General features: G+C 56.8%; 18 protein-coding genes. 2 read left to right on the top strand and 16 right to left on the bottom strand.

All coding sequences use genetic code 11. The features are described 5' to 3' along the window. Nucleotides 1–329: 329 nt before the first annotated feature. The 10 genes from tyrS to argC form a co-directional block, all read right to left on the bottom strand. Nucleotides 330–1,592 carry a tyrosine--tRNA ligase gene (gene tyrS / locus G538_RS0107760; protein WP_029068875.1) on the bottom strand — a complete coding sequence of 421 codons (1,263 nt, stop codon included), beginning with the start codon at nt 1,590–1,592 and terminating at the stop codon, nt 330–332. A gap of 281 nt (nt 1,593–1,873) precedes the next feature. Next, nucleotides 1,874–2,449, bottom strand: coding sequence for a uridine kinase family protein (locus G538_RS0107755; RefSeq protein ID WP_029068874.1), 576 nt, complete (start codon nt 2,447–2,449; stop codon nt 1,874–1,876). 26 nt (nt 2,450–2,475) lie between these two features. Beyond that, the gene (gene argH, locus G538_RS0107750; protein WP_029068873.1) at nt 2,476–3,900 is read right to left on the bottom strand and encodes an argininosuccinate lyase; all 1,425 of its coding nucleotides are present in this window, start codon (nt 3,898–3,900) and stop codon (nt 2,476–2,478) included. Between the two features lie 10 nt (nt 3,901–3,910). Beyond that, entirely contained in the window at nt 3,911–5,152 is a 1,242-nt protein-coding gene (locus tag G538_RS0107745; protein WP_029068872.1) for an argininosuccinate synthase, read from the bottom strand. A 14-nt stretch (nt 5,153–5,166) separates the two neighbouring features. Then, a complete protein-coding gene (locus G538_RS15730; protein WP_035833579.1) occupies nt 5,167–5,733 on the bottom strand; it encodes an arginine repressor in 567 nt (188 codons plus the stop codon). After that, entirely contained in the window at nt 5,730–6,662 is a 933-nt protein-coding gene (gene argF, locus G538_RS0107735; RefSeq protein ID WP_029068871.1) for an ornithine carbamoyltransferase, read from the bottom strand. Before argF ends, G538_RS15730 begins: the two co-directional genes overlap by 4 nt. Further along, on the bottom strand, nt 6,659–7,927 hold the full coding sequence (locus G538_RS0107730; protein WP_029068870.1) for an acetylornithine transaminase: 1,269 nt from the start codon (nt 7,925–7,927) through the stop codon (nt 6,659–6,661). Before G538_RS0107730 ends, argF begins: the two co-directional genes overlap by 4 nt. Beyond that, nucleotides 7,924–8,877, bottom strand: coding sequence for an acetylglutamate kinase (argB, locus tag G538_RS15725; protein WP_035833577.1), 954 nt, complete (start codon nt 8,875–8,877; stop codon nt 7,924–7,926). The genes G538_RS0107730 and argB overlap by 4 nt, the downstream gene beginning before the upstream one ends. Then, on the bottom strand, nt 8,874–10,037 hold the full coding sequence (gene argJ / locus G538_RS0107720) for a bifunctional glutamate N-acetyltransferase/amino-acid acetyltransferase ArgJ (RefSeq protein ID WP_029068869.1): 1,164 nt from the start codon (nt 10,035–10,037) through the stop codon (nt 8,874–8,876). Before argJ ends, argB begins: the two co-directional genes overlap by 4 nt. Beyond that, nucleotides 10,034–11,095 (bottom strand): N-acetyl-gamma-glutamyl-phosphate reductase, encoded by a 1,062-nt coding sequence (gene argC, locus G538_RS0107715; protein WP_029068868.1) that lies wholly within the window; start codon nt 11,093–11,095, stop codon nt 10,034–10,036. Before argC ends, argJ begins: the two co-directional genes overlap by 4 nt. 125 nt (nt 11,096–11,220) lie before the next feature. On the opposite strand from argC, the gene G538_RS0107710 reads away from it, so the two are divergent. Together G538_RS0107710 and G538_RS0107705 are read left to right on the top strand one after the other, a co-directional pair. Then, nucleotides 11,221–12,246 carry a quinone oxidoreductase family protein gene (locus tag G538_RS0107710; RefSeq protein WP_035833575.1) on the top strand — a complete coding sequence of 342 codons (1,026 nt, stop codon included), beginning with the start codon at nt 11,221–11,223 and terminating at the stop codon, nt 12,244–12,246. A 47-nt stretch (nt 12,247–12,293) separates the two neighbouring features. Further along, on the top strand, nt 12,294–12,551 hold the full coding sequence (locus tag G538_RS0107705; protein ID WP_029068866.1) for a hypothetical protein: 258 nt from the start codon (nt 12,294–12,296) through the stop codon (nt 12,549–12,551). A gap of 133 nt (nt 12,552–12,684) precedes the next feature. Here G538_RS0107705 and pheT read toward each other — a convergent pair whose 3' ends face one another. Genes pheT through rpmI form a run of 6 tightly spaced genes read right to left on the bottom strand, consistent with a single transcriptional unit; the run spans nt 12,685 to nt 19,271 of the window. After that, complete coding sequence (gene pheT / locus G538_RS0107700) at nt 12,685–15,249, bottom strand: phenylalanine--tRNA ligase subunit beta (protein WP_029068865.1); 2,565 nt, start codon at nt 15,247–15,249, stop codon at nt 12,685–12,687. Next, nucleotides 15,249–16,313 carry a phenylalanine--tRNA ligase subunit alpha gene (pheS, locus tag G538_RS0107695; protein WP_029068864.1) on the bottom strand — a complete coding sequence of 355 codons (1,065 nt, stop codon included), beginning with the start codon at nt 16,311–16,313 and terminating at the stop codon, nt 15,249–15,251. Before pheS ends, pheT begins: the two co-directional genes overlap by 1 nt. Nucleotides 16,314–16,354: 41 nt before the next feature. Beyond that, complete coding sequence (locus G538_RS0107690; protein ID WP_029068863.1) at nt 16,355–17,716, bottom strand: amino acid permease; 1,362 nt, start codon at nt 17,714–17,716, stop codon at nt 16,355–16,357. 9 nt (nt 17,717–17,725) lie between these two features. Beyond that, complete coding sequence (locus tag G538_RS0107685; RefSeq protein ID WP_029068862.1) at nt 17,726–18,580, bottom strand: TrmH family RNA methyltransferase; 855 nt, start codon at nt 18,578–18,580, stop codon at nt 17,726–17,728. A gap of 49 nt (nt 18,581–18,629) precedes the next feature. After that, nucleotides 18,630–19,016 (bottom strand): 50S ribosomal protein L20, encoded by a 387-nt coding sequence (gene rplT / locus G538_RS0107680; protein ID WP_029068861.1) that lies wholly within the window; start codon nt 19,014–19,016, stop codon nt 18,630–18,632. Nucleotides 19,017–19,076: 60 nt separating this feature from the next. After that, nucleotides 19,077–19,271, bottom strand: coding sequence for a 50S ribosomal protein L35 (gene rpmI, locus G538_RS0107675; protein WP_029068860.1), 195 nt, complete (start codon nt 19,269–19,271; stop codon nt 19,077–19,079). Nucleotides 19,272–19,298 lie beyond the last annotated feature (27 nt).

Here is a 19,298-nt window from a genome sequence, read left to right as displayed (position 1 = left end):
CCCGGCCAATCCCGCCGCTAAGGCAACTTCTCAACCCTACCAGAACCACCACCAGAAACAAACCCCGGCGGCGACCCCGTCGCGCTGACAAAAGAAAACATTACCCACCCCCACCACCGAAATCAACCGGCAAACAGGTGACCCCCGACACAAGACAGCCATCTAAGCGACACGAACCAGATACGTCCTGGACACCAACAGCAAAGGGGTGGTTGAGAGACGATACATCGTCTCTCAACCACCCCTTCCGTCAATGCGCGCGCCCCACTACCGAACAATCCACCACAACAATTCACGAGGTGAAACGCTACGAGAAATTGCAGGTGCTACTACTCAGTGACACGACCCGCCGCAAGTGACTTCTTGCCACGCCGCAGAATTACCCACGTGCCATGCAAAACATCGGCCGGCGAAATGACAGCGTCGACATCCGTAACCTTTGAGTTGTTCACAGAAGCGCCACCCTCAGCAATAGCGCGCTTAGCGGCCGCTTTGGACTGCACCAGGTCAGCCTCAACTAAGGCATCAACCACAGAGGACCCCACACGAACTTCAGCATGCTTCAGCTCCGCTGTGATGGCATTGAGCGTAGACAAGTCGAGTTCTGAGAACTCTCCCTTGCCAAACAACGCCGCCGACGCCGCAACCGCTTGCTCAGCGGCGCGTGCTCCATGCACCATGGCCGTCACATCGAAAGCCAACGCGCGCTGCGCTTCACGCGCTTGCGGGCGTTCTTGAACAGATAGTTCCAGCTCGGTGATCTCTTCGCGGGTTCGGAAGGTGAAAGTCTTCAACCAACCCACAACATCACGGTCATCTGCATTCAACCAGAACTGGTAAAACGCGTACGGTGACATCATGTCGGGGTCAAGCCACACAGCCCCACCCTCAGACTTACCAAACTTCGTTCCATCCGCCTTCGTGATGAGCGGAGTGGTCAACGCGTGAACAGACTTACGGTCAGACTTACGGATCAGTTCCACACCAGAAAGCAAGTTCCCCCACTGGTCGTTGCCCCCAGTTTGAAGGGTGCAGTCGTAACGGCGGTTCAACTCGAGGTAGTCCATACCCTGCAAAATTTGGTAACTAAACTCTGTGAACGAAATACCTTCATCGGAGGCCAACCGACGCGCCACCGTGTCCTTAGCAAGCATCGTCCCCAAGCGGTAGTGCTTACCTACCTCACGCAAGAAATCTAAGGCACTCAACTCCGCGTGCCAATCAAGGTTGTTCACCATCATTGCGGCGTTGTCCCCCTCGAACGTCAAGAACCGTTCGATCTGACCACGCAACCGCTCAACCCAACTGGCTACAACCTCTTTGGAGTTCAGCACCCGCTCACCGGACATGCGCGGGTCACCAATAAGACCAGTGGCGCCACCAACTAGCGCAATGGGACGATGCCCAGCTTGTTGTAAGTGCTTCAAGACAACAAGTTGCACCAAGTGGCCGTGGTGAAGTGACGGCGCAGTGGGATCAAACCCGCAATAGTAAGTCACGGGCCCGTTCTCCAGCGCTTCACGAAGCGCCTCAATGTCAGTGGTCTGAGAAACCAGACCCCGCCATTGCAGTTCGTCAAGAACGTTACTCACCGTTTCTCCTTGTCATAGTGACACCCATCGTGGGATAACACTGCGCACCTCACCCGAAGCACGCCAGTAATAGTGTGCCCTGAAAAGCAAAGAAACACGATGTGGTTTCGATGTGTGATCCGCCATGATCACTCGGCTTACCTCACGAAGCACCAAGCTCCCTGAAACAATTTCACCGTGAGACGCATGCCCGGCGAGATGAGAAAACAGCGGGTGTCTCCACCTTCATGGTGGAGACACCCGCTACCTGTGGTCCTCTATGGCATCTATGGCGCAAGGGTTCAACCTGGTTGGCTCACGATCTCGCCGACCCCGTTGAGGAAAATATGCGCACGGCGACGCGTGTCGTGCTCTAGATAGACAAGACTCTCGGTCGCCATAAAGTCATGCCACAAAGGTTCGGCCTCAAGCCCATCGCGTTCAAGCCCGCGCCGCAGACGCTCCCCATCATCAGCTTCAACCCAGATGATGAAAGCATTCCACTGATCAACAGGACGGCACGCCGACCCGCAGCCCTCCACAACAAGGAAATCTGCTGGCGGCACACGGTGGCGTTCTAGATAAGTTCCCGCCATCCAATCAAACCGTGAATACTTACCAGGCTGCCCATGCCCCAACGGTTCCAGCACCTGGGAGTGAAGCATCTCGATGCCATCAAGCATCCCTGTCCACCCGCTATACAAGTCATCCATATGGACAACTTGCGCGGGAAGTAGCGGGGCCAACTGTGCGGCAAGAGTTGATTTACCTGACCCAGCAGGCCCATCAATGCAGATGAGTGTCCACCCGCCCTGTTCCTGGGCGTACTGATGTATGTGTCCCAGAATTTGGTCCAAGACCCCCTGCGAAACTGTCATGAACCTTCCTTACGTGTTGTGTTGAACTACCCGTTAACCCAAAACCGGAACTCTGCGACTCGTTCAATAGCGCTTTCCAGTTGAATCGCGACCTGCGAACCAGCAGTTCCCCCCACACCGTTTCGCGATGCGATAGAACCTTCAACGCTGAGTACCTCGCGAACCTGCGGGGTGAGATGCTCAGAGATCGCGGCTAGATCATCATCGGAAAGATCCCACAGTTCGATGCCCCGTTCTTCGCAAACCCGAACGCACTCCCCTGCAACCTCATGAGCCACACGGAACGGCACCCCCTCGCGAACAAGCCACTCAGCGATGTCAGTCGCTAAAGAAAAACCTTGAGGCGCAAGTTCAGCAAGACGTTCAGTATGGAACGTCAGTGTGGCAACCATTCCAGTGAAGGCAGGCAGCAACGCCGTGAGCGTGTTGACTTGGTCAAAAACGGGCTCTTTGTCTTCTTGTAAATCCCGGTTATACGCCAGTGGCAGACCCTTGAGCGTTGTGAGTAGCCCAGTCAGATCACCAATAACCCGCCCTGCTTTTCCACGGGCAAGCTCAGCGATATCGGGGTTCTTTTTCTGCGGCATAATGCTCGACCCGGTCGAGTACGCATCATCAAGGGTGACGAACCCAAACTCACGGGTATTCCACACAATGATTTCTTCTGAGAGGCGCGACAGATTCACTGCAATCATCGAGGCAATAAAAGCGAATTCGGCCACCACGTCCCGTGAAGCAGTGCCATCAATGGAGTTTTCAACAACAGCATCGAATCCAAGGCGCTCAGCCACCAAATGGGGATCAAGTCCAAGAGATGAGCCTGCGAGCGCACCAGATCCATACGGTGAGCGGGCAGCTCGAACATCCCAGTCGATGAGTCGGTCCACGTCGCGTAGTAGCGGCCACGCGTGAGCGAGGAGGTGGTGGGCTAGGAGGACCGGTTGTGCGTGTTGGAGGTGTGTGCGACCTGGCATTGGCGCGTTGGGGTGTTGTTGTGCTTGCCCGATAAGTGCGTCAACGGTGTCCAGGACCATGCCGGCGATGGTTTTTGCGTTGTCGCGCAGGTACATGCGTACCAGGGTCGCGATTTGGTCGTTTCGGGAGCGTCCCGCCCGTAGTTTTCCGCCGAGGTCTGTGCCGGCCCGTTCGATGAGGCCGCGTTCAAGGGCGGTGTGGACGTCTTCATCGTCCGGGGCTGCGGTGAAGGTGCCGTCTGCGACGTCACGCGCGAGTTGTTCGAGCGCTTCGTGCATGGCGGTGAGTTCATTGTCGCTGAGGAGCCCTGCGGCGTGGAGCGCGGCAGCGTGGGCTGTGGATCCGGCAATGTCGTAGGGTGCGAGGGCGAAATCGAAGTGGGTGGATTTCGAGAGGGCGGCTAGGGCTGGTGATGGCCCTCCGGCGAACCGGCCGCCCCACAGGGCGAGCCGGTCCGTGGTCTTTTCTTCAGTCATGAGTGGTGTCCTACTTGTCGGTGCCTACGGTGTCTCCTGACAAGTCAACACCATGTCCGAACTTTACGTCGCGTGCAGCTGACAGTTTTGCTGTCAACCCGAAAATTTCGATGAAACCACGGGCTTGTGACTGGTCGAAGCTGTCGCCTTCGTCGTACGTTGCGAGGTTGAAGTCGTAGAGCGAAGCCTCTGAGCGGCGTCCTGTGACGGTAGCGCGCCCACCGTGCAGTGTCATGCGGATGTCGCCTGACACATACCGTTGGGTGTCAGCGATGAAAGTGTCCAGTGAACGCTTGAGAGGTGAAAACCACATTCCGTCGTAGACGAGTTCAGTCCAGCGCTGCTCTACTCCGCGCTTGAACCGTGCTTGTTCGCGTTCGAGAGTGACGTTTTCGAGTTCTTGGTGTGCTGCGATCAAAGCCATTGCGCCGGGGGCTTCGTAGATTTCGCGGGATTTGATGCCCACAAGTCGGTCTTCAACGATGTCGATGCGGCCTACACCTTGCGCTCCAGCGCGGCGGTTCATCTCCTGGATTGCTTGGAGTGGGGTGACTGCCACACCATCAAGAGCGACGGGGATACCCTGTTCGAAGGTGATGACTACCTCATCAGCAACAGGAGGGAAGGTTGGGTCATCGGTGTAGTTGTATACGTCTTTGGTGGGTGCGTTCCAGATGTCTTCGAGGAAACCTGTTTCCACTGCCCTGCCCCAGACGTTTTGGTCAATGGAGAATGGGTTGTGTTTGGTGGTAGCGATGGGCAGAGAGTTTTTCTCAGCGTAGGCGATGGCTTTGTCGCGAGTTAGCGCGAGGTCACGCACGGGCGCAAGGCATTTAAGGTCTGGAGCCAGTGAGGTGATACCCACCTCAAAGCGGACCTGGTCGTTGCCTTTTCCTGTGCACCCGTGGGCAACAGTAGTTGCCCCAAATTGGCGTGCAGCGCGGGCGAGGTGTTTGACAATGGTGGGGCGCGAGAGGGCAGATACTAGCGGGTAGCGGTCAAGGTAAAGAGCGTTCGCTTGCAGCGCGGGCATGCAGTATTCGCCTGCGAACTCATCACGCGCATCGGCCACGTATGCTTCGACTGCCCCGCAGTCCAACGCTCGTTGTCGAATGACTTCAAGGTCTTCTCCGCCTTGGCCGAGGTCGACGGCAACGGCAATAACTTCTGCACCAGTGGCTTCTGCGATCCAGCCAATTGCCACTGAGGTGTCGAGGCCGCCAGAGTACGCGAGCACAATCCGCTCTGTCATGTTCTTCTGCTTTCTTAGTCGTGATGGTTGCGCCGCTGAGGTGACGCAGTTGTGGGCTCTGAATTTTTGTCTGTGCCAGAGTCACTGGCTAGCGCAACAAAGCGTTGAGCAACATCCTTGCCGTCCATTCCTTCACGGCTGATCACAAGGACAGTGTCATCTCCTGCGATCGTACCCATGACACCATCCATGGCGGAGGTATCAATCGCGGATCCCAGGAATTGCGCCGCACCAGGTGGGGTGCGGAGGACGACAAGTTGCCCTGATGATTGCGCTGAGATCAGTAGTTCCGCGCATAGTCGGGCTAGCCGAGAAATTGCGGTTTCTGATTCGCGTTGTGAGGTGCGAACTTGCTCTGCGCCTTCGGGGGTGACTTTGTAGATCAGTCCACCACGGGCATCGCGTATCTTTTCTGCTCGTAGTTCTATGAGGTCTCTGCTGAGTGTTGCTTGGGTGACGTACAGTCCGTCTTCTTCTAAGGCGCGGGCCAACTCTGCCTGGGAGTGGACGGACTGGTGAGTCAAGATGTGAGCGATGCGCGCGTGACGGGCGGCTTTCGTCGCTGGTAGTGGGCTACTCATGAGTTCTGCACCAGCCAGGTGAGGAGCGCTTTTTGCGCGTGCAGGCGGTTTTCAGCCTCGTCGAAGACAACAGATTGTGGGCCATCGATCACCTCGGCGGTGATCTCTTTCCCCCGGTAAGCAGGCAAACAGTGCAAGACAATGGCATCACGAGACGCTAATGCCATAAGGTCACTGTTCACTTGGTAGGGGATGAATGGTTCTGCCCGGTTGTCTGCATGCGCTTCATCACCCATTGATACCCACGTGTCAGTGGCGATGATGTCCGCCCCCGCTGCGGCTTGAACAGGGTCAGTGGTGATCGTGACAGACCCGCCTGTGGTTGCTGCGATTGCTCGAGCACGTTCAACATACTGCGGATCAGGTTGGAACCCTGCTGGTGCTGCGATACGCACGTGTAAACCAGCGGTCGTTCCCCCTAGCAAGTATGAGTGCGCCATGTTGTTGGCCCCATCCCCCAGGTATGTCAAGGTCAGACCTGGTAAGGAAGCAACGCCGCCTTTGTGCTGAGCGATAGTGAGGAGATCAGCGAGAATCTGGCACGGGTGGAACTCATCAGTCAGCGCGTTGACCACAGGCACCGTGGAGTGCTGCGCCATCTCGTTCATACCGGCTTGGGAAAAAGTGCGCCAGACAATCGCTGACACTTGCCGAGTAAGGACTTTTGCCGTGTCACTGATAGGTTCGCCTCTGCCCATTTGGGATCCAGCGGAATCAATAACGAGTGGGTACCCGCCAAGTTCTGCGACACCGACAGAAAAGGAAACGCGGGTACGCGTCGAGGGTTTGTCAAAGATCACTGCCACCGCTTGAGGCCCGGCAAAAGGCTGGTGGGCAAAGCGATTTTGTGCGAACTCCAGCCCCAGGTGTAAGACTTGCGCCTGCTCTGTGGGTGTGAGGTCGTCATCGGTGAGGAAGTGTCTGGTCATGCGGTGACTCCTTGTGCCATGTCGGATGGCAAGTTCGTGACAAACTCAAGCAGCGGTGCTAGGTCGTCAGTGGTGGTGATAAGCGGCGGCACAAGCCTCGTCGTCCAGGGATTGACCGCATTGATGATGATCCCATGTTCCAACGCGCGCTGGGTGATCTGTGAGGAGATCTCCCCCGTCCACTGCACCGCGATCATCAGGCCAAATCCTCGAACCTCTGCGATCAATGGGTGGCGTAAAGCGAGGAGATCTTCACGCAATTGATCTCCCACGGAGGTGACATGGGCAAGTAAACCATCACGTTCAATGACCCCCATGGTGGCTAGGGCTGCCGCAGCTGCAACAGGGTTGCCACCAAAGGTTGTGCCATGTTGGCCTGGGCCAAGCAGCGTTGACGCCTGTTCGGTGATTGTCATCAGCGCACCTACCGGGAACCCGCCGCCAAGTCCTTTAGCAAGGGTCATAGCGTCTGGTACCACACCTGCGCCGATGCGTGGGTCCTGGTGGGCGAACCAGTAACCGGTGCGTCCCATTCCAGTTTGCACTTCATCGAGGATCAGCAGCGCACCATGGCGTTGGGTGAGTTCGCGAGCGCTTGTGACGAACTGCGGGGTGAGCGGGCGTACTCCTGCTTCACCTTGAATGGGTTCAAGGATGAGCGCGGCCACGTCTTGTGGGTTGTGGTCAAATGCCTGCGCCAACGCGTCAAGGTCGTTTGCTGGGACGAACTCCACACCGCCGGGCAAGGGCTCAAAAGGTTCACGGTAAGCCTGCTTGTGTGTCATCGCCAACGCCCCCATGGAACGGCCATGAAACGCGCCTTCAAGGGCAATGATGCGCCGGCGGCCGGTGCGGCGAGCTAACTTAAATGCCGCTTCGTTAGCTTCCGTCCCCGAATTGGTGAAGAACACCCGCCCTTGCCCCACACATCGTGCACGGTCAAGAAGTCGCTCGGCCAGCGTGACCTGAGTGGGGGTGGCAAAAAAGTTAGACACGTGCCCTAACGTCCCCAGTTGGGCAGCAATTGCGGCAGTGAGAGTGGGATGCGCGTGCCCTAAAGCATTCACCGCGATGCCGGACAATAAGTCGAGGTAGCGTCGACCATCGGCGTCCCACACATGCACGCCGTCCCCACGTACCAACACCCGTTGAGGGGTGCCAAAGGTGTTGAGCATCGTACCGTTGTAGCGGTCTAGCCATTGTGTGGAGTTCCCTAGTTCGCTAGGCACGATGCCTGCCGTGGTGGGGTGGTTCACCTCGCTCATGCCATTTCCTTCGTTGCTTGTTGAGTATCAAGGTCTTGGCTCATTGCTGAGTCGGGGACAACCATTGTGCCAATTCCCTTAGAGGTGAATACCTCCATCAAGATGGAGTGCGGAACACGCCCGTCGATAACGTGCGCTTCACGTATCCCTCCGTGAACAGCTCGCAAGCAAGCCTCCATTTTTGGGACCATCCCTGACTCCAAGGTGGGCAACAATGATTCCAGTTGTGACTCAGTAATGTGTGACACCAGCGAGGTGCGATCTGGCCAATTGGTGTAGAGGCCCTCAACATCAGTGAGCACAATAAGTTTGCGAGCCCCAAGAGCTATTGCCAGTGCAGAGGCTGCGGTGTCCGCGTTGATGTTCAACACTGTGGTTGGATCATCAATATCTGGCGCAACAGTGGAAACCACTGGAATACGCCCTGCGTCAAGAAGGTCTGACACGGCTTGCGGGTTGACCTCTACCACGTCCCCCACCAAACCAACATCGACTGCGTCGCCATTGACTGTTGCGGTGCGGCGAACCGCTTGGAACAGCGCGCCGTCCTCCCCGGACAAGCCCACAGCGTGCGGGCCGTGTGCGTTGATAAGGCCGACTAGTTCCCGTGACACTTTGCCCGTCAGAACCATGCGTACCACGTCCATCGCTTCTGGGGTGGTAACCCGGAAACCGCCTTTGAACTCGGACTCGATCCCCAACCGTGCAAGCATGGTTGATATTTGGGGGCCGCCTCCGTGCACAATGACTGGTCGCAACCCCACCTGGCGCAAGAACACCATGTCTTGGGCGAAGGCTGCTTTGAGACGGTCATCAATCATGGCGTTTCCACCGTATTTGATGACCACGAGAGCACCGCGGAACTCCTGTAGCCAGGGCAGAGCTTCAAGAAGAACTTCAGCTTTCAGAGCTGGTGCGAGATCCGCGGAGTTGATGTCTGTGTGCGTCATGTTGAGTAAGCGCTGTTCTCGTGAACGTAATCATGGGTAAGGTCATTGGTCCAGATCGTGACACTTTCATCGCCTGCGTGAAGGTCAACAACGATGTCCACGTCACGGTTCGCCGCGAGATCAACAAGGGCGCGGTCCTCGCCCACTCCCCCACCGCGACATACGGTAACCCCATTAATCGTGACATCCACATCATCAGGTTCATAGGGCGCAACTGACACTGGAACCGTACCTAGCGCCGCGAGCACACGCCCCCAGTTTGGGTCATTGCCAAAGATCGCTGCCTTCAACAGGTTCGAACGTGTAATGGAACGCGCGACTGCGAGCGCAGCCTCTTGGGTGGAGGCTCCACGGACGGTGACAGCGATGTCGTGGCTTGCCCCTTCAGCGTCGGCAATGAGTTGGCGGGCAAGATGTGCGCACACACTGGTGAGAGCTTCGGTGAACTCTTGGGCGGTGGGGGTGATTTCACTGGCCCCCGAGGCCAAGAGGATGACAGTGTCGTTGGTGGACATACACCCGTCAGAGTCGATGCGATCGAAGGTTGTTCGTGTTGCCTCCCGGAGGGCGGCATGAGCGGTCGTTGCATCAATTGTTGCGTCTGTTGTGATAACGCACAGCATTGTTGCTAGTGCCGGTGCGAGCATGCCTGCACCTTTGGCCATTCCACCAACTCTCCAACCGTTGGAGGTTGCTGTTGCGGTTTTTGGTACGGAGTCCGTGGTCATGATGGCATGGGCTGCATCGAGGCCACCCGTGTCATGGAGTTTGGTTGAGGCGTCATTTATGCCGGTGATGAGGCGGTCCATGGGGAGGCGTTCACCGATGAGACCTGTTGAGCACACAAGAACATCGCCTGGTGAAATGTCCAGTACCTGGGCTACGTGTTCAGCTGTGTGATGGGTGTCCGCGAATCCTTGTGGTCCGGTGCAGGCGTTGGCACCGCCTGAGTTGAGGATGACAGCTTGCGCTTGTCCGTCAGCAATTGCTTGGCGACTCCACAGCACCGGTGCGGCTTGGATTCGATTTTCTGTGAAAACAGCTGAGGCTGTGTCCAGTGGGCCGGCGTTCACAACCAGAGCAACATCTTGTGCGCCGCTGTTTTTGAGTCCTGCGGCAACACCGGCCGCGGTGAAACCGCGGGCGTAGGTGACGCTCATGGTGTTACTCCTTCAGTGGTCAGACCGAGTGTTTCTTTGAAGCCCAGTGCAATGTTCATTGATTGAATTGCGGCGCCCGCGGTGCCTTTGACAAGGTTGTCGATGGCGCATACTACGGTGATTCGGCGGGCCCGGTCATCCCACGCGACCTGCATGTGGGCGGTGTTTGATCCGGTGGTTGCCCCACTCGTGGGCCATCGCCCGGCAGGGAGCACTGTCATGAACGGTTCGTTGGCATACGTCGCTTGCCATAATGTGTGCAGTTCTTTTGTGGTTGGTGCCTCTGCTCCAGCAACTAGTGGGGCACTGATGGTGGCAAGGATTCCACGGCTCATGGGGACCAGTATTGGCGTGAATGACAGATTGACGTCAGATGCACCAGCGCTTCGGAGGTTTTGCATAATTTCCGGGATGTGCCGGTGGCTTCCACCTACTGCGTAGGGCATCGCGCTTCCGAGTGCTTCTGCAGCCAGGAGGTGGGGCTTCAAGGATTTTCCCGCGCCACTGTAGCCGACAGCTAACACGGCAGTCAGTGCCGTTGTGTCAACCAAGCCTGCAGTTACTGCTGGCTGCATGCCCAATGTGACTGCCGTGACGTTGCACCCTGGCACAGCGATGCGGCGAGTTGAGCTGAGTTTGTCTCGCTGGGTGTCACCCGTTGCGCAGTGAAGTTCTGGCATGCCGTATGTCCATGCCCCACTGTATTGCCCGCCGTAGTAGTGCTCCCAGTCCGATGCTTGTGTCAGGCGGTGGTCAGCACCGAGGTCAAGAACCAAGGTGGTGCTGGGGAGTTGAGCAGCAATGGTGGCGCTGGTTCCGTGGGGCAGTGCCAGAACAACGACATCATGTCCGGCGAGGGATTCTGCAGTCGTTGGTTGCAAAATGCGATCAGCAAGCGAGACGAGGTGTGGGTGGACATCACCCACACGAGCTCCGGCTTGCGTATGGGCGGTCACAGCTCCGATATTCACATGGGGATGAGCAGCGAGAAGTCGTAAAACTTCTCCACCTGCGTATCCGCTTGCACCTGCTACTGCCACAGTCACCGTCATATGCATAACAATACATGAGAGCGTGAATCCATACAGTCTTTTCTGGTACAGACACCTGACTTTTCACATGCTGAAACACTGTCACATCCCCCCAACAGGCCACGACAGCACTCCCGGCATACGGTAGACAGATGACCACCAACACTCCCCACCGCATCATCGCCACTTCCCCAGGGCGCCCCGAAGTCCTCACATGGGAACCGTTCGACCTCCCCACGATCCCCCCTGGGTACCTCCTGGTAGAAACGCACGCAGCCGGTGTCAACTACATTGACACCTACCTACGCAGCGGAACATATCCCATGCACTACCCCGGCCCACTCGGCTTCGAAGGGGCAGGGACGATCATGGGGATTGGCGACGAAGTAGGCCCCTGGGCAGTTGGAGACCACGTCGCCTGGGCATCAGCACCCGGTTCCTACGCCACACACGTGCTTGTCCCCGTTGACAACGCCATTCGGCTTCCAGAGTCACTTGACTTGACCACTGCAGCAGCCCTGCCACTCCAAGGCCTCACCGCCCACTACCTCGCACACGACAGCCACAACATTACCGCCGATGATTGGGTACTCATTCATGCTGGCGCAGGAGGAGTGGGACTCCTCCTCACTCAACTTGCGAAAAGCCGCGGAGCCCGTGTCATCACGACAGTTTCCACCGAACACAAAGAAGAACTCTCCCGCAGCGCCGGTGCAGACCACGTTATTCGGTACGACACTCTTGATGACCTCACCACAGAACTACCGGCGCTCATCACCAACCTCACCACAGGGCGCCTCGACGAACTCGGACGTGGCCCAGGCGTTGACGCCGTCTATGACGGCGTGGGGCGTGACACATTCGATGCTTCACTCGCCTCCCTCCGCACACGCGGCACCATGGTGCTCTACGGCGGAGCATCAGGCCAAGTCCCCCCATTTGACCTCCAGCGACTCAACCATGAAGGATCGTTAACTATCACCCGCCCCAGTTTGGGTCACTTCACAGCAACCCACACAGAGTTACAACGCCGCGCCGACGAACTCATTAACCTCATCAACAACGGCGACTTAACAGTGCGCATCGGACAAACATGGCCCCTCCCCCAAGCCGCTGAGGCGCACCGGGCGCTAGAATCCCGCAAAACCACAGGAAAAACCCTGCTCATGATGCCCTAGGTAACCCAGCCAACAAGCGTGGCGTGAAGAAATGTAAGGTTATCTCCATGGCTCATGAAGACCCCGCTTACAACCCCTACGCGCACAACGGGCCATCCAGCCCGTTGGCAAAAACCGTCACTGTGCTTGGCGTGATCTTCGCAGCGATTCTCGCTGGATGGTACGCCTGGCAAGGGTGGAGCATGGCTCAACAAGATTGCCTGTCCATGTCCCGCCCTGATGAAGGAATCGTGGCTGAGTTTTCCCTCAGCTGGACTCCTCCCTTCACCCAGTGCAATGTCGCTGTTCCCACGCAAACAGCCTGATCATTCGATCGCTCACGCCTGTGATCACCAGTGTTCACGACAAAACAGGCACACATCAGTAAAGCGGTGGGGCGGGGTGGAACCTTTCGGTTCCACCCCGCCCCACCGCTTCTTTCACCTTGCAGGCGTAAACCTACCCGCGCAGCTCCGCACCAACCCGCTCCGCAGCTTCCGCAAGGATCGCATCGCGAATAGCAGCAGTATCCTGGGCCGTCAAAGTGCGATCTGAAGCGCGCAGCCGCAACGCAACAGCCAACGACTTGCGGCCTTCGCCAATTTGCTCACCGCGATAAACATCAAACAATTGGACAGATTCCACGGCATCTCCGCCACCACGGCGCACCGCATCAACAACAAGCGCAACCGTTACAGACTCATCAACAACAAGCGCCAGGTCCTCTTTAGCCAAGGGGAACGTCGACACGGGGTGAGCCTGCACAGGGGCACCGTCACGAATGCTCAGCAGCGCATCGAGATCCACTTCAAAGGCGCACGAGCGAGCAGGCAAACCCAACCGTTCACACACCTGCGGATGCAACTCACCAGCGTGTCCTACGACAACACCGTCAGTTGTCACCACCGCAGCGCAACGGCCAGGGTGGAAAGGAGCACGCGCGGTGTCCGCCTGAAGACGAACATCCACGCCAGCACGTTCCGCAACCAAGGCCGCAGCATCCAGAGCATCAGACCACTGCCACTGTTGAGCGGGCCCCCACCAACCAGGTTCAGTCTGGAAACCACACATCACACCAGCAACATGACGAGGCTGGTGGGGAACAGCTGACAGCAGAGCCTGTAATTCTTCAGGTTCTGGTGTGCGAGCCGGAGGCAACTGTGGAGCATCAACAATCTCCCGGCTGGGAAGCGTTACCAGCCCTGTTTCACTGAGTGCGATATTGACCATGCCACGTGAGACGTTACGCCGCGCTGTCTCCACCAACGTCTCTAGCAACGACGTACGCATGACACCACGATCGCCCTGAAGAGGATTACGTAACCGGACGCTAGCCCTACGCTGGTCGTCTGCAGGCAACATCAAATCATCACGGATAGCTTCACTCGTGAAGGGGTATGACAAGGTTTCAACAAAACCATACTCAGCCAACGCCCGAGCAACGCTACGACGAGTACGTTGCGCAGCAGTCAAGCCACGCCCAGCTGGAGCAGCAGGCAGTGTGGCAGGTATCGCGTCATACCCCACAAGGCGCGCGACCTCCTCCACAAGTTCTGCTGCCCCAGTTAAATCGGGGCGCCATGACGGTGGCACAACGTCAACAATCAACGACTCGGCAACCGCAGTGACAACACAACCGATTTCCCGCAACACAGCAACAACCTGCTCGTCAGAGTAGGCAACACCGCACAACCGCTCAGGATCACGCAACGAGAATTTAATGACCGGCATCGGAGGCAACGTCATGACATCAGAAACACGAGAGTCAGCAACACCACCACCAAACTCCACCAGGAGATCCACGACGCGCTGAGCAGCAACTGCAGGCAGCTGCGGATCCACACCGCGTTCAAAACGTTTCGCTGCCTCGGACGGCAGCTTGTGGCGACGCGCAGTCCGCGCAACACTCACCGGATCAAAGTGCGCTGCCTCAATCAACACATCCGAGGTAGAAACACTAACCTCAGTCTCAGCACCACCCATCACTCCAGCAAGCCCAAGAATCCTTGCCCCTTGGCCGCCCTGAGAGTCAGTGATCAACAAGTCCTCAGTCGCGAGTTCGCGGCGAACACTGTCCAAGGTAGTCAGTGACTCCCCCGGCCTTGCTCGGCGAACGACAACAGGCTCCACCAAAGTTGACAGGTCATAGGCATGCAAGGGCTGCCCCAGGTCAAGCATGACGTAGTTCGTGACATCGACGGTAAGTGAGATAGGCCGCATACCAGCCTGCTCAAGTCGACGAGCCATCCAACGAGGTGTCTGACGTGTCGCATCAATGCCACGCACAATGCGAGTGACGAAACGATCACACCCGACGTTGCCGTGAATTGGCGCATCATCAGCGACCGTCACAGCGAAACCGTCATCAGTAGCGGGTGGCAAGTGCTCACCAACCCCCTGATCTGTGAACACCGCACCCGTGGAATGTGCATACTCACGTGCAATACCGCGCATGGAGAAGCAGTAACCGCGGTCAGGGGTGACGTTGATTTCCAAAACTTCTTCATGAAGTCCCAACAACGTCAAGGCATCGGAACCCGGCACAAGTTCATCGGCTGAAAAACCCATTCGAGTCAACACCATGATGCCATCGTGGTCTTCACCCAAGCCCAACTCACGTTGGGAGCAAATCATCCCATCGGAAATGTGACCATACGTTTTGCGAGAAGCGATAGGGAATGGTCCCGGCAACACAGCGCCTGGAAGAGCGGCAACGATGAAGTCGCCCTCCTCAAAATTGTGAGCTCCACAAATGATCCCTCGCGGATCGAATCCGCCATCCTCACGAGCTACACCGTGGTCCCCAACATCAACTTGGCACCAGTTGATGACCTTCCCGTTTTTTTGGGGTTCCTTCACCAAGGAAACCACCCGTCCAACAACCAACGGGCCGGTGACACCTGCACTGTGGATGGCTTCTTCTTCTAAACCAACCCGGACAAGATCTGCAGCTAATTGTTCCGCAGTTAACCCCTGAGGCAGATCAACGTGGTCAGCAAGCCAAGGCAACGAGATCCGTGGCATCAGAGATCAACTCCAAACTGTGATGAGAAGCGGACGTCGCCCTCAATAATGTCGTGCATATCAGCAATACCGTGGCGCAACATCAACGTGCGTTCCAGGCCCATCCCAAACGCAAACCCGGTGTACTCATCAGGATCAATGCCCGCAGCCTTCAAGACATTGGGGTGCACCATGCCACAGCCGCCCCACTCAATCCACCCTGCACCACCCTTTTTCTGGGGGAACCACAGGTCCACCTCAGCGCTGGGCTCGGTGAATGGGAAATACGAGGGGCGAATTCTTGTGGTGACGTCTTGACCAAACATCGTGCGGGCAAAATGATCCAACGTGCCAACAAGGTGAGACATTGTCAAACCCTTGTCCACCGCAATTCCCTCAACCTGGTGAAAGACCGGCGTATGCGTGGCATCAAGTTCGTCAGTACGAAACACCTTGCCTGGGCAGGCGATATACAGCGGCAAGTCTCGTGCCAACAACGCGCGTGCCTGCACTGACGAGGTGTGGGTACGCAAAACAAGCCCGGAATCATCGGACCCCGTTAAGGATTCGACAAAAAAGGTGTCTTGCATCTGACGAGCCGGGTGATCAGGTCCGAAATTCAACGCGTCAAAGTTGAACCACTCCGCTTCGAGTTCAGGACCCTCCTCAATTTCCCACCCCAACCCCACAAAGAAATCAGCAACTTGCTCTTGCAGAGATTCCAATGGGTGGCGGGCACCACGTGGCCTACGAGTCACGGGAAGTGTGACATCAACAGCCTCTTCGACGAGAACACGCTCTGCACGCTCAGCTTCTAGCTCTTCTTGACGTGCTGCGAGAGCTTGAGCGATACGTCCTCGGGCGGGCCCGAGATTTTTCCCAGCTTGTGCTTTGTCCTGTGGGGCGAGCTGTCCAATCCCACGGTTCGCCACAGCTAGCGGGCTTTTATCCCCCGTGTGGGCGATACGTACCTCTTTCAGTGCCTCGAGTGTCGTTGCAGCCCCTACCGCGACCAGTGCGGAATCAACCGCAGCGGAAATAGCCGCCTGGTCCAATGGAGAGATGACAGTGTCCGGCGTAGACATATGAGCCTTTCAGGCAGACCGATAATGAAGGAAACCAGAGCCTATTGTAGTGAACGGCGACCACGAAGACGCAGACGCAGACCATAGGTCAAGCAAATCAGGGCGAACATCACGACGGCAAACAGGAGGTTCTGGCGCCCTGTGGGGTCAAATAGCATGACGACACAGAAAGCGGAAATGGCGACAATAGCCAAAATCCCTAACCACGGGTGAGCCCATGTGCGAAGACGCAGACTACCTTCAGCTTCAAGATGTGGGCGCAACCGGATCTGCGATATCGCGATCATCACCCAAATGATGAGGAGGAACGCCCCAACGGCATCCAGTAGTGACCCCATGACCCGCCCTTGCCCATCGATCGCGTGAGCAGTGACAGCCACCACTGAAAAGAAGATGGACACCATCACAGCAACCCATGGAACCCCACGGGAAGACAATGAGAGCAAGCGTTTGGGGCCTTCCCCGCGGCCCGCGAGTGAGTAGGCCATACGAGATGTTGCATAGATCTGGGCATTGAACGCTGAGAGCAGCGCGACCACGATGACAACTTCCATCAGGCCTGCCGCATAAGGGATATTCGCAGTGTTCAGCACAGCAACAAACGACCCCTGGGGCAGTGCGGGATCATTCCATGGCAACACCATGAGCATGACAAGAACGGAACCAATGTAGAAGAACAATATCCGCCACATGATAGATATCGTTGCCCTGCGGATAGAGGTCTGTGGGTCTTTAGCCTCTGCTGCAGCAATGGTGATAATTTCAATGCCACCGAAGGCGAACATCACCGCCAGCAATCCAGCGGCAACACCTGCGGCCCCCGTCGGGAAAAACCCGCCCTCGGCGGAGAGGATCTGATCAAAGCCAGCGTTTGTCGTTCCTTGCAAAACCCCTGTGACAAGCAATACGCCCACCACAAGAAAAGCTATGATTGCGGCGACTTTAATAGCGGCGAACCAAAACTCCAGTTCACCAAATTGACGCACACCCACAAGATTAACTGCAGCGAAAATGGCCACAAGCACACCGGCAATGATCCACTGTGGGATAGCCACCCATGTCGCCATGATTGACGTTGCGGCGAGTATCTCCACTCCCAGCACCATGATGAGCATGAACCAGTAAGACCACCCCACCGCATATCCAGCCCATGGCCCAATGGCTTGCTCTGCGTAGGTGGAAAAAGCACCAGATGATGGTCTTGCGCTGGCCAGCTCACCTAGCAGACTCATCACGATGACAACTACCACGCCAGCAAGTGCATACGACACTAAGACCCCTGGTCCAGCGGCAGCAATTGAGTTACCACTACCAACGAAGAGGCCGGCACCGATCGCTGATCCCAACCCCATCATGGTGAGGTGTCGGACTTTGAGTCCCTGTGCGAGATGCGTATCGGTCATGATCTCTCTTTATGGAGTAGCGGCAGTCGATCTGTGTGTTCGGGCACTAGCATAAAGGCAAATTGTCGCAGCCATGGCAAGATTTAGCGATTCTGCACGTCCGTGCAGTGGAATTCGTACTGACGCGTCGGCGTACGCTAGGTCAGATTCTGAGAGCCCTTGAGCTTCGTTCCCAAAAAGCCAGGCATGGGGTCCCTTCAGGAGGGGTACTTCGCTGGTGCTGGAGCCACCAGTTGCTTGATCAACGAGATCATCGAGGTTATAGTCCCCCGCCGCGGTAGTGGCGAGTAAAGGCACTTCAGCTAAGCGAAGTTGCAGGCTGATTTGTTCTAAATCGACGCCAGTCACGATGGGAACGTGAAATAAGGACCCGGCAGTAGATCGCACAACTTTAGGGTTAAAAAGATCAACACTTTCGCGTGTCAGAACGACAAGGTCTGCACCAGCGGCATCGGCCGCTCTGATGACAGTACCCGCATTGCCGGGGTCACGGACGTGAGATAGGACCGCAATCGTACGAGCGGTCGGGAGAGTTGCTCTCAGCACTTCTTGCCCAGTAGGTACAAAGTCAGCTACCGCTACGATGCCCTGAGCGTCTGCGCTCATCGCAGCGAGCACTTCGTTGGAAGCCGTGTGGAGATAGATTCCGTTGCGCTGAGCGCCGCGAACGATATCGTCAAAGCGATCGGTGGCTTCTTGAGTGATGTAGACATCACGAACAAGCTCGGGAGAGGTCAAGACAATTTCCCGTACGTTCTGCGGACCTTCCACCAAGAACTGTCGGTACCGTAAACGCGAAGAACGCCCAGATAGCCTCCTCACGAGTTTAACGCGATCACTTCGCGGGTTCGTGAGGTCTGGCATATCTAGGCGTCCTTCACAAGATGCACAGAGGGGTGATTACACGTGGCAATCAAGCCTTCTGTTGAGGGGCATTCACGTCTTCGGGCAGTGCAGCTTTGGCTACAGCAACGAGAGCGTTGAATGCTACCTGGTCGCTTACAGCAAGTTCAGCAAGAAGACGACGGTCAACCTCAACACCAGCAGCCTTGAGGCCCTGAATGAAACGGTTGTAGGTCATGCCCTGTGCGCGGGATGCTGCGTTGATACGCTGGATCCACAGGCGACGGAAGTCACCCTTGCGGGCCTTGCGGTCACGGTAGTTGTAAACGAGTGAGTGAGTGACCTGCTCTTTTGCCTTACGGTAAAGGCGTGAGCGCTGGCCACGGTAACCGCTAGCGCGGTCCAATATCGTACGACGCTTCTTTTGGGCATTAACCGCCCGCTTCACGCGTGCCACGTGATGCTCCTTACATAAGAATGTGTGTGGGGAAAGATGGTGGCCTTCAGGCCTCCAAGGTCACTTGCCGAGAAGCTTCTTGACCTTCTTGATGTCTGCTGCGCTGACTTCCTGGTCGGAGGACAAACGACGGGTGCGCGTAGATGACTTGTGCTCGAGAAGGTGACGCTTGTTGACCTGCTCGTGCATGATCTTTCCGCTACCAGTGACACGGAAACGCTTCTTGGCGCCGGAGTGCGTCTTGTTCTTCGGCATGGCTGCCGTTCTCCTTGCTTTCGGCCA

Origin of the sequence: Jonesia quinghaiensis DSM 15701, assembly GCF_000423205.1 — a bacterium.
GTDB lineage: Bacteria > Actinomycetota > Actinomycetes > Actinomycetales > Cellulomonadaceae > Jonesia > Jonesia quinghaiensis.
This window is presented reverse-complemented; position numbering and strand designations above follow the sequence as displayed.

Coding starts and splice junctions, on each gene's coding strand:
- rpmI (WP_029068860.1), bottom strand. CDS start 19,271: ATGCCGAAGAACAAGACGCACTCCGGCGCCAAGAAGCGTTTCCGTGTC.
- G538_RS0107690 (WP_029068863.1), bottom strand. CDS start 17,716: ATGACCGATACGCATCTCGCACAGGGACTCAAAGTCCGACACCTCACC.
- G538_RS0107745 (WP_029068872.1), bottom strand. CDS start 5,152: ATGACAGAGCGGATTGTGCTCGCGTACTCTGGCGGCCTCGACACCTCA.
- G538_RS0107730 (WP_029068870.1), bottom strand. CDS start 7,927: ATGAGCGAGGTGAACCACCCCACCACGGCAGGCATCGTGCCTAGCGAA.
- pheS (WP_029068864.1), bottom strand. CDS start 16,313: ATGTCTACGCCGGACACTGTCATCTCTCCATTGGACCAGGCGGCTATT.
- G538_RS0107705 (WP_029068866.1), top strand. CDS start 12,294: ATGGCTCATGAAGACCCCGCTTACAACCCCTACGCGCACAACGGGCCA.
- G538_RS0107755 (WP_029068874.1), bottom strand. CDS start 2,449: ATGACAGTTTCGCAGGGGGTCTTGGACCAAATTCTGGGACACATACAT.
- argH (WP_029068873.1), bottom strand. CDS start 3,900: ATGACTGAAGAAAAGACCACGGACCGGCTCGCCCTGTGGGGCGGCCGG.
- argF (WP_029068871.1), bottom strand. CDS start 6,662: ATGACCAGACACTTCCTCACCGATGACGACCTCACACCCACAGAGCAG.
- argB (WP_035833577.1), bottom strand. CDS start 8,877: ATGACGCACACAGACATCAACTCCGCGGATCTCGCACCAGCTCTGAAA.
- G538_RS15730 (WP_035833579.1), bottom strand. CDS start 5,733: ATGAGTAGCCCACTACCAGCGACGAAAGCCGCCCGTCACGCGCGCATC.
- argC (WP_029068868.1), bottom strand. CDS start 11,095: ATGCATATGACGGTGACTGTGGCAGTAGCAGGTGCAAGCGGATACGCA.
- argJ (WP_029068869.1), bottom strand. CDS start 10,037: ATGAGCGTCACCTACGCCCGCGGTTTCACCGCGGCCGGTGTTGCCGCA.
- G538_RS0107710 (WP_035833575.1), top strand. CDS start 11,221: ATGACCACCAACACTCCCCACCGCATCATCGCCACTTCCCCAGGGCGC.
- G538_RS0107685 (WP_029068862.1), bottom strand. CDS start 18,580: ATGCCAGACCTCACGAACCCGCGAAGTGATCGCGTTAAACTCGTGAGG.
- pheT (WP_029068865.1), bottom strand. CDS start 15,249: ATGCCACGGATCTCGTTGCCTTGGCTTGCTGACCACGTTGATCTGCCT.